Here is a 16,690-nt window from a genome sequence, read left to right on the forward strand (position 1 = left end):
CTATATTACAAGATTAAAGAGGGTATACACATGATTTGGAATTGGTTACGTAAGAAAAAAAAATCAAATAAACCAGAAGCAAACGAAACAGATAATCAGGAGCAGCATTCTAACAATGAAGAGGATGATAACAAAGAACAGACTAGAAGTATGAAACATAATAAAGGTAAAAATCACGAACAAAAAGATTCTTCTCAGGATACGCAACAAAGTGCTAAACAGGAGGACTCGTCTCAAGATAAACAACAAAGCGATAAACAAGAGGATTCCTCTCAAGGTAAGCAACAAAACGATAAACAAGAGGATCCCTCTCAGAATAAACAACAAAGCGATAAACAAGAGGATTCCTCTCAGGATACGCAACAAAGCGATAAACCAGAGGATTCTTCTCAGGATAAGCAACAAAGTGCTAAACAAGAGGATTCTTCTCAGGATAAGCAACAAAACGCTACACCAGAGGATTCTTCTCAGGATAAGCAGCAAAGTGCTACACCAGACGAACCTTCTCAAGAACAACAGCAACATTCTAAGCAAGACAACTCGGAGCAAGGGCAAGGGCAACAGCAACATTCTAAGCAAAACAGCTCCGAGCAGGATCAACAACAAAATGCTAAACAAGACGAATCTTCTCAAGGACAGCAGCAGCAAAACTCTAAAGGTAATAGTATTTATGATTTTACGAAACCAGAAAAAGACCGTATCCATTCTTTACAAAATTTAATAGAGAAGCTGAAAAGGTCTAGTGATTTTGTGAATTATCATACATCCGACGATGAAACGATGCCTTATTGGATTTCTTACTATCGTCCTTCGCTTGATGGAGAGAAATTACAAAAATATTTAATGCCTACTCTTTTGGAACGACCTAATGCTTCACTAGAAGAGCTGAAAGAACATATTCCAATGAGCGGCATTACAATTACGAACGACTTACAAAAAATTGAGGATATGGTTTTAAAGGGGCATGCGATTATTCAATTGAATCAGCAAGATCAAAAATGTATGCTAGCAAACATTGCAATTGATAATTATCGTGCACCAACCCCTCCTTTAAACGAATCAACTGTTATTGGTCCGCAAGAAGGTTTTGTAGAGGATATTGATACAAACATTAATTTAGTTCGAAAGCGTCTTCCTGTTTTAGATTTACAAACAAAAGAAATGATTATTGGCGAGTTTTCCAAAACAAAAGTTGTCATGATGTATTTAGACAACCTCGCTGAAAAAGATAATGTAGATTTTCTCGAGGAATCATTACGCGCTCTTGAATATGATCAAATTAATGATAGTGCTTATATACAAGAATTGATGGGTGAAAAATCGATTTTCCCTCTCTATATCAATACAGAACGCACTGATAGAGTTACAAAAGCACTAATTGATGGAAAAATCGCTATTTTCGTTGATGGTTCTCCAAGTGTTTTACTAACACCTGTATCCTATTTCGATTTTTTCATTTCACCAGAAGACTATAACGTCTCCTGGATGTACGCTACATTTTCAAGGATTTTAAGATTAATTGCCGTTCTATTTTCAATTTGCGCTACACCGTTATACGTTGCAGTTTTAAATTATCATTATGAACTTATTCCAAGTGATTTACTTGAAACTTTAATTTTATCAAGGGCACAAGTACCATTCCCACCTTTAATTGAAGCGCTCTTTTTAGAACTTGCAATCGACTTACTGAGAGAAGCTGGCGCGAGGTTACCGATGAAAGTTGGTCAAACGCTCGGTATTGTAGGGGGTATCGTAATCGGACAAGCATCTGTACAAGCAGGTTTAACGAGTAACATTTTATTAATTATCGTTGCACTATCAGCACTCGCTTCCTTTATTACACCTATTTATAAAATGGGAAACGCTGTTCGATTACTACGCTTTCCTTTTCTTATGTTTGCAGAAATAGGCGGATTGCTCGGAATTTCTCTTGGATTTATCTTTTTATTTACTCATCTCTTTAGACTTACTTCCTTACGTAAGCCGTACGCTTTGTTTTATCCGACAAGGCAACAATCAGTTAAAGATTCTTGGATTCGTTTTCCATTAACAATGATTGATACGAGAGATGTGCAAGCAAGACCACAACATGTAAAAAAAGCAGCGAAAGGAATTTCAACAAAACATAGATCAGATTTTGATGATTGAGAAATGAGGTGCATTGATGAGTAAAGTTCAAGAAAAATATCAAATATCTCCTATCTTTGTTTTCTTCTTAATTCACGGTGCACAGTTTGGTGCTGGAGTTCTCGGATTCGCTCGAATCATCGCAAAGGCCGCTGGATACGACGGATGGATGGGAGTTATACTCACAGGAATTTTCATCCATATTCTTATATGGATGATGTATGTCTTATTAAAAGAAACAAATGGGAATTTAGTTGATTTACATCGGCAAACATTTGGAAAATGGCTAGGAAATGGCATTAGCATCATCTTTATGGCTTATTTTTTAATCGTTAGTATTTCGGTCATCCGAACATATGTTGAAATTATTCAAGTATGGATGTTTCCTACCGCTTCCACCTTTATGTTAACACTCTTTTTATGCTTAGTTAGCTATTACATTATCTCTTCTGGATTTCGTGTAATTACCGGTATTTGCGTCATCTCTGTTGGTGGTACATTAGGATACTTATTTCTAAGCTTATTCGTTTTGAAATATTCACATTGGGATAATTTATTACCTATATTCACACATTCTTTTTCAGACATTTTAAAATCCGCTCAACTGTCAATCTACAGTATGACCGGTTTTGAAATTTACCTCATGGTGTATCCATTTGTGAAAAAGCCTATGCAATCTCATAAATACGCTCAGTTTGGAGCACTATTTTCAAATCTTCTATATTTATTTAGCACCCTTTTAGCCTTTGCATTTTTTAGTGAAAAACAATTGTTAAAAACGATATGGGCCCAACTTTCTATGACCCAAGTCATTCAATTACCATTTATAGAAAGACTCGAATATATTGCAATTTCAGGCTATGCACTCGTTATTATTTCAAGTTTCATCCTCCCTTTATGGGCGTCAATGAGAGGAACACATGAAATATTCCGTGTAAAACAAAGGGGTATTTTAATTGCTTTTATCTTTATCACTCTCATTGTTTCGCAACTTTTAACCAACAGACACGATATTAATAACTTTATTAGTAATGTATCAAAAGTTAGTTTTTGGCTCATTTATGTATACATCCCAATCCTATTTATTATTGTGTGGGTGAAAAGAAAATGGAAAAAATCAAAAGCACAAGCAAATTAATACTTATTTCTTGTATAACATTCTTCAGTCTAATTGGATGTTTACAAAAAAATATTATCGATGATGTACAACTTATTCAAGGAAGCGTTTTTGATGTCGCAAAAGATAATAAAGTAAAAGTGACATTCGTTTGTCCCATTCAGAAAAAAGGAAATAAAGTTCAAGTTTTTGAAGGCAGTGCAAATGCAGTAAAACAAGTAAAAGCAGACACATCTTTAGAGTCTTCTCAACCATTTGCTAGCGGACAAATGCGTGTCGCTCTATATACAATAAGGCTTGCCAAAACAGGAATGTCTACTTCATTCGATACATTACTTCGAGATGTGAATATAGGGAACGCTTTATATGCTGCTTTATTAGATGGGAATGGTACTGAACTTTTAAAGGGCAAATATTCGACTTCATACAACGTTGCAATTTATATAAAAAAATTGCTAGAACATAACATGGAGACCGGACCTTTACCAGCGGATAATCTACATATAGGAGCATTTCGCTATTATCAAGAAGGAAAAGACTACTATATTCCCATTCTAAAGAAGCATGGTGATAAAATAAAAATTACCGGAATTGGCCTTTTTAAAAAAGATAAATATATCGGTAAAATTGCGGAAAAAGATATGTTCATATTTAAAGGACTATTAGAGAAACATAAATTAGATTCACATGAATTTAAAACAGATTCTGCGTACGTAATGATTAATAATATTCGTTCTGTTCCAACTTACGATATAAAAATTAAAAACGGAAAGCCTTCTTTTTTCATTCACGTTCGTCTTGATGCACGTATTCAAGAACTATCAAAACAAATTAACTTAGAAAATAACAAGAACACAAAAAACATTGAAAAAGATGTCCAAAAACAATTAGATAAACAAGCTGCTAAGTTAATTAAGCAATTTAAATCTTTAGGCGTCGATCCTCTCGGGCTAGGTGCAAAGTATAAACAACATTATCGCCCATTCAAATTAGAAGAATGGAGACAAATGTATAAAGATGTTCCGGTTCATATAAAATACACCGTAAATATTACAAATTCTGGTGTTATTGAATGAGAAATGATTGAACTCCTCTCTCCAGCATGATACAACGGAGAGAGGAGTTTTTTATTATCAAATAGAGAGAGAAGATATTTATGGGGGAGCTTATGTCTAAAAAATTAGTAAAGCCTATTTTAAATGGTATTTTATTTCTCGGCGTCTTTTTATTTGCTCATACATACTTAAAAAATGTTTCCTTCACACGTTACTTACTTGTCGTTATACCAATGTTACTCGTCGGTATTTTTGGCATCGATCTTATTTCATCGCTTTTAATAAAAAAAGAAGAATAACGAGCGAACATCTTATTTCGATAAGATGTTCTTTTCATTTCATAATCACCTTATGTTACAATAAACTTCGGCATAACGTAAGAAAGGATGAAACAACATGACAAACGAAAAAGGTTTAGATAAAGGATACGAACTTGTTGCGAAAATGCATGAAGTATTCGGACATCCTGTGACAAATACTCCAACAAAATTAACAGAAGAACGTGCAAAAATCCGTGCGAGTTTTATGCAAGAAGAGCTAGAAGAATTTCTAGAAGCAACGACTGTTGAAGATCAATATGATGCACTGATTGACCTTATTTACTTTGCATTCGGCACGTTTGCCGAAATGGGCGTACGTCCTGATAAAGGATTCGAAATTGTAAATAACGCAAACATGGCAAAACTATTCCCTGACGGGAAACCTCGATTCCGCGAAGGTGACGGTAAAATTCTAAAACCTGAAGGCTGGCAAGCACCAGAACCACAACTTCGTGTTGAAATTGAACGTCAGCGTCAAGAAGCTGAAAAAAACTGCTAGGATTTCCTAGCAGTTTTTTATTATGGCTTTTTTTCTGCCAATCATTAATGACCCACGTGCCCTGCGTGTCCTGCTGCTCCACTAATACTAGCTGCTCCTGCTGCCCCTGCTCCTCCTGCTCCAATTCCACCTGTCCAAGGAGAAGATTGTTGTTGATATTGCTGATATTGTTGGTGCTGTTGGTGCTGTTGACCTTGGTGTCCATGATGGTGGCCTTGGTGCCCATGATGACCGTGTTGGCCTTGATGACCTTGGTGATGGTGGTGACCTTGGTGTCCATGATGTTGGCCTTGGTGGTGATGTCCATGGTGACCATGTTGGCCTTGGTGAGTTTGATAAAGAACAGCCTGCGGATGTATATGATGGTGGCCGTGGTGATGTACTTGTTGTTGATGATGTCCATGATGGCCATGGTGACCTTGGTGGTGATGGTGTCCATGATGGCCATGGTGACCTTGGTGGTGATGATGTCCATGATGGCCATGGTGACCTTGATGATGGTGTCCATGATGACCGTCGTGGTGGCCATGGTGACCGTAAAAACCTTGTGGATAACCACCTACTCCGCCTGCCACAACACCTACTCCCGGTACCGGAAATCCTGTTTGTACTCCTCCAACGAAAGATGGGAATGTAGTTGGTACGCCTACTGGTACTCCTCCGGCTGCTCCGCCTACAAATGTTGGGATTCCTGTTTGCACTCCAGCTACTGATGATGGAAATCCTCCTGTTAATGTTGGGATTCCTGTTTGTGCTCCAGCTACTGATGTGGAAAATCCTCCAGGTGTTCCACCCATCCAGCTCGGAATTCCGCCATATCCTTGTTGTCCGCCTCCCATTAACATCATTTGTTCATAACTATCCGATCCACCTCCGAAAAAGCCATGTGGTGCATTATTGTCCATCCCTTTCATTCCTTTCACCTCTTCTACTCAATTTAGCCTACCTTTTTTATCATATTTCCTATAGAAAAATAGGTGTTTGTCTGTATTGGAATTCCGCTCTTTTATTTGTACGTATTGGAATAATTGAAAACTTAGACTAGGGTGATCCAGAGATTATTTTCTACACAAAAAAGCTCAGAGTATACATACTCTGAGCTTTTATTTAGAATAAATTAATTTGCAACAACATTAACAAGTTTTCCAGGAACAACAATTACTTTACGAACTGTTTTCCCTTCAATTTGGTCTTGAATTGCTTCAAGTGCAAGTTGTTCCATTTCTTCTTTTGATGCGTCTTTACTCATTGTTAGTTTTGCGCGAACTTTACCCATAACTTGAACAACAATTTCAACTTCATCTTCTACAAGTTTAGACTCATCAAATGTTGGCCAGCTTGCATATGTGATTGTTTCATTGTATCCAAGTTTGCTCCATAGCTCTTCCCCGATATGAGGTGCAACTGGTGCAATCATTTTTACGAAACCTTCTACATATTCTCTTGGAAGTGTTTCAGCTTTGTATGCATCGTTGATGAATACCATCATTTGAGAAATCGCTGTGTTGAAGCGAAGCTCTGCATAGTCTTCTGTTACTTTCTTCACTGTTTGATGGTAAGCTTTTTCAAGCTCTTTATTTGGTGCGTCAGTAATTTTCTCACTTAATTCACCGTTATCTTGAACGAATAGACGCCATACGCGGTCTAGGAAACGACGAGCTCCGTCAAGACCATTTTCAGACCAAGCAATTGAAGCATCTAATGGTCCCATGAACATTTCGTATAGACGAAGTGTATCTGCACCGTGGCTTGCTACGATATCATCAGGATTTACAACGTTACCTTTTGATTTACTCATTTTCTCGTTGTTTTCACCTAGAATCATACCTTGGTTGAATAATTGTTGGAATGGCTCTTTCGTTGGAACTACACCGATATCGTATAATACTTTATGCCAGAAACGAGCATATAGTAAGTGAAGTACGGCATGTTCTGCACCACCGATATAAATATCAACTGGAAGCCATTGTTTTACTTTTTCAGGATCTACAAGTGCTTCGCTATTGTTTGGATCGATGTAACGTAGGTAGTACCAGCAGCTACCAGCCCATTGCGGCATTGTGTTCGTTTCACGACGACCTTTTTTACCAGTCTCAGGATCAACAACATTTACCCACTCGTCAATGTTAGCAAGTGGTGATTCACCTGTACCTGAAGGACGGATGTTTTCTGTTTTCGGAAGAACTAATGGTAATTCCTCTTCTTTCACAGCTGTCATTGTACCATCTTCCCAGTGAATTACTGGAATTGGTTCACCCCAGTAACGTTGACGGCTGAATAACCAGTCACGTAGACGGTACGTTACTTTTTGATTTCCTGCGCTCGTTGCTTCAAGCCATTCAATCATTTTTGCGATTGCTTCTTCTTTATTTAATCCATCAAGGAATGCTGAGTTTACGTGTGCCCCATCACCTGTGTACACTTCTTTCGTAATATCTCCGCCTTTTACAACTTCCTTCATTGGAAGATTAAATACTGATGCGAATTCATAGTCACGCTCATCGTGAGCTGGAACTGCCATTACAGCACCTGTTCCGTAAGTTGCAAGAACATAGTCAGCGATCCAGATTGGTAATTTCTCACCGTTTACTGGGTTAACTGCGTAAGCACCAGTGAATACACCAGTTTTCTCTTTCGCAAGTTCTGTACGCTCTAGGTCACTCTTCATTTTTACAGCATTAATGTAAGCTTCTACCGCTTCTTTTTGTTCTGCTGTTGTAATTTCTGCAACAAGTGCATGTTCTGGAGCTAGTACACAGTATGTTGCACCAAATAATGTATCAGGGCGCGTTGTGAAAACTGTGAATTTCTCGTCTGTACCATCGATGTTGAAGTGTACTTCTGCACCTTCAGAACGACCGATCCAGTTACGTTGCATATCTTTTAAGCTTTCAGGCCAATCAAGCTCATCTAGATCTTCTAATAGACGATCTCCGTAAGCTGTAATTTTTAACATCCACTGTCTCATCGGACGACGCTCAACTGGATGTCCACCACGCTCACTCTTACCGTCAATGATTTCTTCGTTTGCAAGTACTGTACCAAGTGCTGGGCACCAGTTTACAGGTACTTCATCAACGTAAGCTAAGCCTTTTTCAAATAGTTTTAGGAAGATCCATTGCGTCCACTTATAGTAGTTTGGATCTGTTGTATTTACTTCACGGTCCCAATCGTAAGAGAAACCTAATGATTTAATTTGGTTACGGAACGTATTAATATTATGCTCTGTAAATTCAGCTGGGCTGTTTCCAGTATCAAGTGCATATTGCTCTGCTGGAAGACCAAATGCATCCCATCCCATTGGATGAAGAACGTTATATCCTTGCATACGCTTCATACGAGATAAAATATCTGTCGCTGTATAACCTTCTGGATGTCCTACGTGTAAGCCTGCACCTGATGGATATGGGAACATATCTAGTGCATAAAATTTTGGTTTTTCTGTCTCATCTGGCGTACGGAATGTTTTATTCTCTTCCCAGTACCCTTGCCACTTCTTCTCAATTTCTTGATGATTAAAGCTCATGAGATACCCTCCTTGAAATTCTATTTATTTTCACCGCCCAAAATACAAAAAACCTCTCATCCCTAGAAAGGGACGAGAGGTTATAGATTCCCGCGGTACCACCCTAAATTAATGTACAAATATACATTCGCTTAGATCCGTAACGTGGATTAACGGCAATTGCTACTATTAGTTTCACAACTGCAACTCAAAGGCGAGTTCATAACGAAACGTGGATTGACTTGCACCGACCGTCAACTCTCTAAACCAGCTTCTATTACTACTACTCCTTCTCACTGTTATTACACATATAAGTTAAGTGAACTATCCTTCACCTAGTATCTCTTAAGAGCTTACTTAAAGCGAGGACTTCTCGGTTAATCGTTACTCTTAATAACTAACGAATTCATCTTAAGACAGCCGAGCTATCTCCCTTGTTCTAAAGGTTGTTTTATTTAAATATATTCTAAAACATGTTACATGTTCCGTCAAACTAAACTGCAATTTTTTCTTCAACTGTTTCTTCTACTTTTACTCGTTTATCATAAATGCTCGTTGCTATAAGCGCTACTACAAGCATTACCATGATTGCTATAAACAATACTTCCATATTGTATAAATCCACAATTGCTCCGCCAACGACCGGTCCGAACATTTTTCCTACAGTCGCCGCACTATTTACGACACCTTGATAAAATCCTAATTTATCTTTTGGTGCAAGTATATTTGCAATCGTTGGAACCGCAGGCCATACAAATAACTCACCAATTGTTAATGTTACCATCGCAACGAGGAACATCGTAAATTGCTGCGCTTGACTTAACACAATGAATGACGCCGCAAAAATGAAGATTCCAATCATAATTTGTTGTTTTAAAGAACGCTTCATCCAACGAATTAGCATACTAACAAGTGGTTGCGCACAAACAATCATCGCTCCGTTTATCGTCCATAGTAAACTATAGTGACGAAGGCTAATATTCAATTCTTGCATATGTGTTGCAATCGCTCCTTGCCACTGTACGTATGTAACCCAGCATAAAGCATATGCTACACACACGATAAGAAGTGCTTTAAATCCAGGTGTAAGTGACCACCCTTTTTTCGTTTCGACTTCTTTTTGCACTCCTGGCTCTTTCTTGTCTTCCATACCGCGGAATCCAATAAAAGCAATTAAAAAGAAAACAAAGTATAAAATAAAATTCGCTAAGAAAATATAATCAAAACGATACGATGCAACTAATCCACCACATGCCGTTCCGATTGCAATACCAACATTTTGTCCAACGTACATCGCATTAAATGCCCGTCTTCCGCCTTCTGGCCAAACCGTACCAACCATCGCATACATCGATGGGAAGACCATTCCAGAACCGAAGCCGATTAACGCTAGCCACACAACATATAACGGCCAACCGTGGAAGAACACAAGACCTAAAATCGATACAAGTGTAATCACGATCCCTACTAAAGTTGATTTATAACCGCCCCATTTATCAAATAAAACACCGCCGAGCAAGTTTCCGATTACACCAGTAAGCGAATTGATCATTAATACCATTCCGGCCACAGATAAAGATTTTCCTAGGTGATCATGCAAATAAATTGTATTAAAAGGCCATAAAAAAGAAGCACCCGTGACATTAATAATCATCCCAGCTACTAATAGCCATACTTTCCTTGGCATAGTTTCCCCTCCTATTCTATTTTTTTCGTTCATATATATAACAGTAAAATTGTAGTCGTTTTTAAATAGGAAGGCAACTGATTAATAGTTGATGAAATTCAGATAATGGTTCGACGGTTAATGAAATTATAATGATTGCTTCTTGGATTATATCAGCGATTATTAAAATATATCGACTTACCGACAAAAAATGACAACAGTAACAATGTATAAAGAGGCTGCATGAACTTCATGCAGCCTCTTTATACTATCCAACTTCCTTTTCTCGCTTCGCACTTTCTTTAGCGCTCCATTTAAATATTTTATCTAATAAGAAATATATTCTCCCAGATTCTTTCGTTAACAAAGGTCCTAACGATGCCAATATTAAAACATACAAAGCTGAGAATGGTTTAATAGTTGCCATTAAGCCGCCCGCAATTCCAATATTCGCGACGATAATGGAAAATTCTCCGCGTGATACAAGTGTTAAACCGATATTCGTAGAAGCCTTATGCGATAACCCAGCTTTACGCCCCGCAACCATTCCAGCAGTAAAATTACCGATAAGAGTAATGAAAACTGCTCCTAATGCCAACCACACTGCTCCTCCAAGTGAAAATGGGTCTATACTTAAACCGAAGCTGAAAAAGAATATAGCTCCAAAGAAATCACGAAACGGAACAACGAGCTGTTCAATTCGATCACTATGCTCTGTTTCAGAAAAGACGAGCCCCAATAATAATGCTCCAATCGCCTCCGCGACATGAATCGTTTCTGAAAATCCTGCTACAAAGAACAAAATAGCGAATATTACGATAATAAAAATTTCATTGGACGAAATATCTAACATTTTATTTAAAAATCGTGTAGCTTTTCTAGCAACTACAAAGAATAGTAGCATATACCCTACTGCGATTAAAATAGATGTAAGAGCCCCTACAAGTGACGTTGCCCCTCCGAGTACTAATCCTGAAACGACTGATAAATATACGGCTAAAAAGATATCATCAAACATAATGATTCCTAAAATTAGCTCCGTCTCTTTATTACCAGATCTTCTTAAATCAACAATTACTTTCGCAACAATTGCACTCGATGAAATTGTTATAATCCCAGCAATAATTAATGTTTCTAATAAGGGGAAACCCATTATATATCCGTAAAGTAAACCTAATATAAAATTAAGCGATATATGAACAGTTCCCCCAAAAGCAATTGATTTTCCTGATTTAATTAATTTTTTAATTGAGAATTCTAAGCCTAAATAGAATAAGAGGAATATAACGCCAACACGGCCGAGGAAGGAAATAACTTCTCCGCTTTCAATAAATCTTAAATCGATAAGCCCTAAATCTGGCGCATGTGGCCCCACTAGCATACCGAGTATAATGAGAAACGGAATAATCGAGAACTTTAACTTTGCAGCGAGAATAGCTGCAAAAGCGACTAATACTAACGCAGTCCCAACTTCAAAGATTAAAGGTAACTACTCAGCCACCTTTCGGTGTCTTTTTTAAATTTTACTAGTTTCATATGCCTCCCATTTGTAAATACTGAGTATATCAAACAGGGGAGGTGAATCTTATGGTCGATCGAAAAATTATTTTAGATACATATAAAAAAGGACCTGAAGCTGTTATTTCTTTATTTGAAGAAACATTTTCTAAGTTAGAAAAACGTATACAAGAACTAGAAAATGCTTCAAAAAAAAACTCCAAAAATAGTCATAAGCCACCTTCTACAGATGGTTTGGGTAAGCCCGTTACAAAAAGTTTGCGCAAACCGTCTCATCGTCAAACGGGTGGCCAGTTGGGCCACAAGGGACATACTCTTGGTTTGACAGCGACTCCAGATCATACGATTACACATTCTCCTACATATTGTACTTGTTGTCATACTTCCTTGAACCACGAGCCTGTAAAAGGGTATCGCATTCGCCAAGTGTATGACTTACCACCTATTCAGATCGAAGTGACAGAACATAAAGTAGAACAGAAAGAATGCCCACATTGCCATTCTATCCAAGAAGCCCAATTTCCTTCGACAGTATCTCGTCCTGTTCAATATGGTCCAAATATAAAAAGACTGATTCCCTATTTAACGCATTATCAATGCATTTCTTTGAAGCGAACAAAAGAATTCTTTCAGGATTGTTTTGGACATTCTATAAGCGAAGGAACCCTGGTAAATCATACACAGGCTTTCGCTTCTCAATTGCAGCCATTCATAAAAGAAGTAAAGGAAAAGATTCTGCAGTCTCCTGTTGTCCATTTTGATGAAACTGGTATGCGTGTAGAAAACAAAACACAATGGTTACATACTGCCAGTACACCGGAGGTGACATTGCAACATATTCATCAAAAACGTGGAAAAGAAGCAATGGATGCTGGAGAAATCTTGCCATCTTTTTCTGGAATTGCGATGCATGATGGTTGGAAATCGTATGATGCGTATACAGATTGTCGTCACGTTTTATGTAATGCCCATCTCTTACGAGATTTACAAGGAATTATAGATAGTACTGGAGAACAATGGGCACAACAGATGCAGAAATTTCTAACGCAAGCGTTGACGATGAAAAAGCAATCCGAAGGTACCATGCCAAAAGCGACGCAAAAGAATCTGTTTATTATGTATCAATCCATATTGAAAGAACAACAGATTCTTTCCACGAAACAAAAGAAGAAAGGAAAGCAGACGCCTTCTCAAAATTTATGGAATCGCTTCGTCAAGTATTCTGACAGAATTCTAGCGTTTTTAGAACATCCAGCCATTCCATTTGATAACAATCAAGCAGAACGGGATATTCGGATGACGAAAGTAAAACAGAAAGTGTCTGGGACTTTCCGAAGTAAGAAAGGCGCAGAATCTTTTTGTCAGATACGAAGCTTTATGAGTACCATGAAAAAACAAAAACAATCGGTCTTACAAGCGATAAACCAAGTCATAGAAACTAGAACGGTTCCTTGGAATAACACGACTTCATAAGAGAATTTCTCTATTTGGCATAGATTCTTTCTCTGATTGGAGTATTTTCTTTTCATGTTTTCGAATCGGAAACATGTATTTGGCCTGTTTTTTTATTTGAAGAAGCTGAGTAGTTACGATTAAAGTATCCATCGATTATGAATCCCCTCCTACTGAAAGTAACTCATTAATAATTCTTTTTACTTCATGTCTTTCACCTGATAATACAAGCATATCGCCAGCTTCAATGATAGAATCTGGGCCTGGATTAAAGAACTTCTTCATATTCTTTTTCAAAATGGCAATAATCGTTACATTATATGTGTTTCGGACATGTAAACTACCAATTGTTTTTTGTACGACTGGTGCATTATTTTCCACCTTAAACCACTCAATTGATAATCCTTCAAAGGCCATTTCAATCGTATCTAAAGCTTGTGGTCTATATACCATTCCGCCCAATATAGCTGCAATTTGTCTCGCTTCGGAATCACGAAGAGAGACGCTTGAAATACTCTCCTCATGATCAGTATCAAAATGGTATATTTCTCTTCGGCCATCATCATGAATAACGATAACCATCTTTTCATTACCTTTTGTAATCACTTCAAACTTACATCCAATACCCGGCAGTTCACTCTCTCTAATATTCATATTTTCCGCCTCCTAATTCTTTTAGTTACGGCTTTTATAAATCGACATCAATCTCCGTTTTAAAGGTCTCATCCTTTGAGATGCCTAAATACTTTAGCGTCTCTGATGGAGTCGCGTGATGGAAATGTTTTTGCAATAACGCAATCGCTATCCCTCTTTTGTACGCATGAAATCCAAACGTTTTCCGCATTGAATTTGTTCCGATCTTACCAACAACTCCAACTGCTTCTGCAGCATTATGAATTACACGATACGCTTGTTGGCGCGTAATTGAATTTGGCGTTTTATTAGATTGAAATACGTAATTTTCTCTTTTAACGCCAATAGATTGTACGTAATCTAAAAGCGCTTCTTTTACTTTTGTATTTAAATAAATATCTTGTTTAAATTTTTCATCTTTCACAGGAAGAGTATAAAACTCTTTAACAGTCCCGTCTTCATTTAATACATCTTCAAATTTCATACTAAGTAGTTCTGTAATTTTTAATCCTGTGTTAATTCCAATAACAAATAAAAGATAATCTCGCTGGGAGTGCTCTTTTAAATATTTTTTCATAGCCTCAATTTGGCTTATATCTTTTAATGCCTCTACAACTTCCATACATGTATTCTCCTCATCTTATGAACGGTAATTTTCTCATTATGTTGTCCATTTTACCTTATCATGCTATGAGATTTCCATGTGTTATCCATTATTTTCACAATATACTCAGGTGGTTCTGAAAACTTTCAATGTGGAAACTTACGATTGTATAAATACGTTGCGGTAAAAAATGTGGGGATAAAAGTTCAGCTTCTTTCTACAGATTGGATTCCTCCTTTCCTTATACAGCTACTTCTACTTTTATATTACGTTACTTACTTGCATTATATTATATATTTCAGTAACATTAAAGTGTTTTTATTATTAATCTTCTTTCGGAAGAACAATTCCTTTATACAATTGAACTGTAATAAGGTAATAAATCGTGTAAATAACTAAGAAAATTACGATTGGTACCCAAATACGGAAGTACGGATCAAGTAAAATAAATCCGAAAATATTCATACCAACTAATACGTGAGCAATACCTACAATTGCTGGGAATAGGAATACTAAGAATAACTCTTTATAAATTGATTTTGTTAATAATTCACGGCGCACCCCGATTTTACGAAGCATTTGATAACGCGTAATATCTTTTGATGCACCAGAAAGAATTTTGAACATTAAACAACTTGCCATCATTGCTAAGAAAGCAATTCCAAGGAAGAAGCCCATAAACACTGTTCCGCTCGCAACACCATAGAACATGTCGTAAGATTGATATTTACTGTTCATTCTTTCAGCTGTTACATTTTTATATTTATCTAATTGCAACTCGTCAAGTTTTTTCCATTCTTTTGTATATGTTAAGAAATCATCTGCTTTTCCGATAAATGCTATACCTTCTTTACCACTTATCCCATCGTACATTTTTTGATCTACAATTTTAATTGCATGATCTTCGTATATATAATATGGATGAATTGTGCTAAAAGCATCTACCCATTCTTCTGGAAGTTCTTTAGCGTTCGCATCTTTTTCATTCATTTCTCTAGAAACTGCACCTACTGGTAATTCCTGTGAAGCCTTCTTCGTATTTACTAAATCCTTCATCGACTTCATATTTTCCATATCTTTTACTAAAGGACGATTTTTCTCTAAATCTTCTTTTACATAGTAAACGTATTTATCATCTACTTTGTAACGATATTCGCTTTTCTCTTTAAATGTAATACCGTTTAAAATTTTCTTTTCTTCAGCTGTCGGATTATGAACTACTGAATCATAGATTACTAAACCATCAACCATTTTTATAACGTTATTTTTAAACGCCATACCACCTGAAATTGCACCAGCTCCAAGAGCAACTAACATCGCTACTGTTGCAAGTACCTTTGTTAAGCTATTAATACGGAAATTTAATTGTGCAAATGTAAAAGCGTTAAGTCCTTTTTCACTACGCTTTTTATTACTTTTTAACTTTTTAATAATAACTGGAAGAAGTGATCCAAATAACATGTAAGTACCAGCTGTTGTTGTAATTAATGCAATAAGGATTCCCATCTCTCTTAATTTTTCCATATAAATCATTGATGCATAGCCAATTCCTAATAAAATAACCGCAAGGAAGGCAACTAAACCTGTCATTTTCCCTTTTACTGCAACACGTTCTGTTTGTGCATCTGCATGTACAAGTTGCAATACAGAAATACGTGATAATTTAATACTGTTCATAATTGCTGATAGTACAAATAATGCAAAGAAGAAGATGCAAGTAACAGTCATAGATGGGAGGTAAAATGCTTTATAGCCTTCACCAGCAAATTCTAATTGTTTCATTAATAATTGACCGATACCTTCTGCAAGTCCTACACCAACTGCAATTCCAATTGCAAGAGACGCGGCGCCTAATACAATTGTCTCAATAAACATAAGTAATGTAACTTTATGCTTTTTTGCTCCTAACATCATATACATACCAAACTCTTTTTGACGAAGAGATAGTAAGAAAGAGTTCGCATATAAAATATAGAAGAACGTTATGATTGCTAATAAAAATGAACCTGCTTGGAATACAAATCCGATTGATTTAATCACTGAATTAGATTCAAGAAATGATTCATTTAGTGCTAACGTTTGAAACATATAAAAAATTGAGATCGACATGACAAGACCAACAAGTAAGACGATATAATCTTTTAGCTTACTCTTTAGCCCTGACATGGAAAGTTTGAATAACATGCTCTAGAAC

The 16,690-nt window shown here is 36.8% G+C and carries 14 protein-coding genes and 1 other annotated feature; of the genes, 6 read left to right on the forward strand and 8 right to left on the reverse strand.

The features are described 5' to 3' along the window. The first annotated feature begins 30 nt into the window (after nt 1-30). The 5 genes from MHH55_RS18020 (at nt 31) to MHH55_RS18040 (ending at nt 5,118) form a co-directional block, all read left to right on the forward strand. Nucleotides 31-2,148: a spore germination protein gene (locus MHH55_RS18020; RefSeq protein ID WP_078186258.1), complete on the forward strand. Its 2,118-nt coding sequence runs from the start codon at nt 31-33 to the stop codon at nt 2,146-2,148. Between the two features lie 16 nt (nt 2,149-2,164). After that, complete coding sequence (locus MHH55_RS18025; protein WP_078186259.1) at nt 2,165-3,265, forward strand: spore germination protein; 1,101 nt, start codon at nt 2,165-2,167, stop codon at nt 3,263-3,265. Beyond that, nucleotides 3,235-4,320 carry a spore germination protein GerHC gene (gene gerHC, locus MHH55_RS18030; RefSeq protein ID WP_000411387.1) on the forward strand — a complete coding sequence of 362 codons (1,086 nt, stop codon included), beginning with the start codon at nt 3,235-3,237 and terminating at the stop codon, nt 4,318-4,320. The genes MHH55_RS18025 and gerHC overlap by 31 nt, the downstream gene beginning before the upstream one ends. A gap of 92 nt (nt 4,321-4,412) precedes the next feature. After that, nucleotides 4,413-4,598: a hypothetical protein gene (locus MHH55_RS18035; RefSeq protein ID WP_000038781.1), complete on the forward strand. Its 186-nt coding sequence runs from the start codon at nt 4,413-4,415 to the stop codon at nt 4,596-4,598. Nucleotides 4,599-4,695: 97 nt separating this feature from the next. After that, a complete protein-coding gene (locus tag MHH55_RS18040) occupies nt 4,696-5,118 on the forward strand; it encodes an HAD family hydrolase (RefSeq protein ID WP_078186260.1) in 423 nt (140 codons plus the stop codon). Nucleotides 5,119-5,162: 44 nt separating this feature from the next. Here the strand turns inward: MHH55_RS18040 and MHH55_RS18045 are convergent, their stop codons facing one another. The 4 genes from MHH55_RS18045 to MHH55_RS18060 form a co-directional block, all read right to left on the reverse strand. Next, nucleotides 5,163-6,032: a hypothetical protein gene (locus MHH55_RS18045; protein ID WP_078186261.1), complete on the reverse strand. Its 870-nt coding sequence runs from the start codon at nt 6,030-6,032 to the stop codon at nt 5,163-5,165. Nucleotides 6,033-6,235: 203 nt separating this feature from the next. After that, nucleotides 6,236-8,644 (reverse strand): leucine--tRNA ligase, encoded by a 2,409-nt coding sequence (leuS, locus tag MHH55_RS18050; RefSeq protein WP_000009461.1) that lies wholly within the window; start codon nt 8,642-8,644, stop codon nt 6,236-6,238. 65 nt (nt 8,645-8,709) lie between these two features. Next, nucleotides 8,710-8,929: a binding site (T-box leader), on the reverse strand. Nucleotides 8,930-9,116: 187 nt separating this feature from the next. Next, the gene (locus MHH55_RS18055; protein ID WP_001137561.1) at nt 9,117-10,310 is read right to left on the reverse strand and encodes an MDR family MFS transporter; all 1,194 of its coding nucleotides are present in this window, start codon (nt 10,308-10,310) and stop codon (nt 9,117-9,119) included. 247 nt (nt 10,311-10,557) lie between these two features. Beyond that, a complete protein-coding gene (locus tag MHH55_RS18060; protein WP_078186262.1) occupies nt 10,558-11,769 on the reverse strand; it encodes a cation:proton antiporter in 1,212 nt (403 codons plus the stop codon). 107 nt (nt 11,770-11,876) lie between these two features. Here MHH55_RS18060 and tnpC point away from each other — a divergent pair, with 107 nt between their 5' ends. Beyond that, complete coding sequence (gene tnpC, locus MHH55_RS18065; RefSeq protein ID WP_100910632.1) at nt 11,877-13,280, forward strand: IS66 family transposase; 1,404 nt, start codon at nt 11,877-11,879, stop codon at nt 13,278-13,280. On the opposite strand, the gene MHH55_RS18070 is transcribed toward tnpC, so the two are convergent. The 4 genes from MHH55_RS18070 to MHH55_RS18085 form a co-directional block, all read right to left on the reverse strand. Next, nucleotides 13,275-13,412 (reverse strand): hypothetical protein, encoded by a 138-nt coding sequence (locus MHH55_RS18070; protein ID WP_176116557.1) that lies wholly within the window; start codon nt 13,410-13,412, stop codon nt 13,275-13,277. The genes tnpC and MHH55_RS18070 overlap by 6 nt on opposite strands. A 3-nt stretch (nt 13,413-13,415) precedes the next feature. Beyond that, entirely contained in the window at nt 13,416-13,913 is a 498-nt protein-coding gene (locus MHH55_RS18075; protein WP_078186559.1) for a cation:proton antiporter regulatory subunit, read from the reverse strand. Nucleotides 13,914-13,947: 34 nt separating this feature from the next. After that, nucleotides 13,948-14,514 carry a tyrosine-type recombinase/integrase gene (locus MHH55_RS18080; RefSeq protein ID WP_000454210.1) on the reverse strand — a complete coding sequence of 189 codons (567 nt, stop codon included), beginning with the start codon at nt 14,512-14,514 and terminating at the stop codon, nt 13,948-13,950. 306 nt (nt 14,515-14,820) lie between these two features. Continuing rightward, entirely contained in the window at nt 14,821-16,680 is a 1,860-nt protein-coding gene (locus MHH55_RS18085) for an FtsX-like permease family protein (protein ID WP_078186558.1), read from the reverse strand. Between the last annotated feature and the right edge of the window lie 10 nt (nt 16,681-16,690).

It is taken from the genome of Bacillus sp. FSL K6-2944 (assembly GCF_038005385.1).
Taxonomy (GTDB): domain Bacteria; phylum Bacillota; class Bacilli; order Bacillales; family Bacillaceae_G; genus Bacillus_A; species Bacillus_A cereus.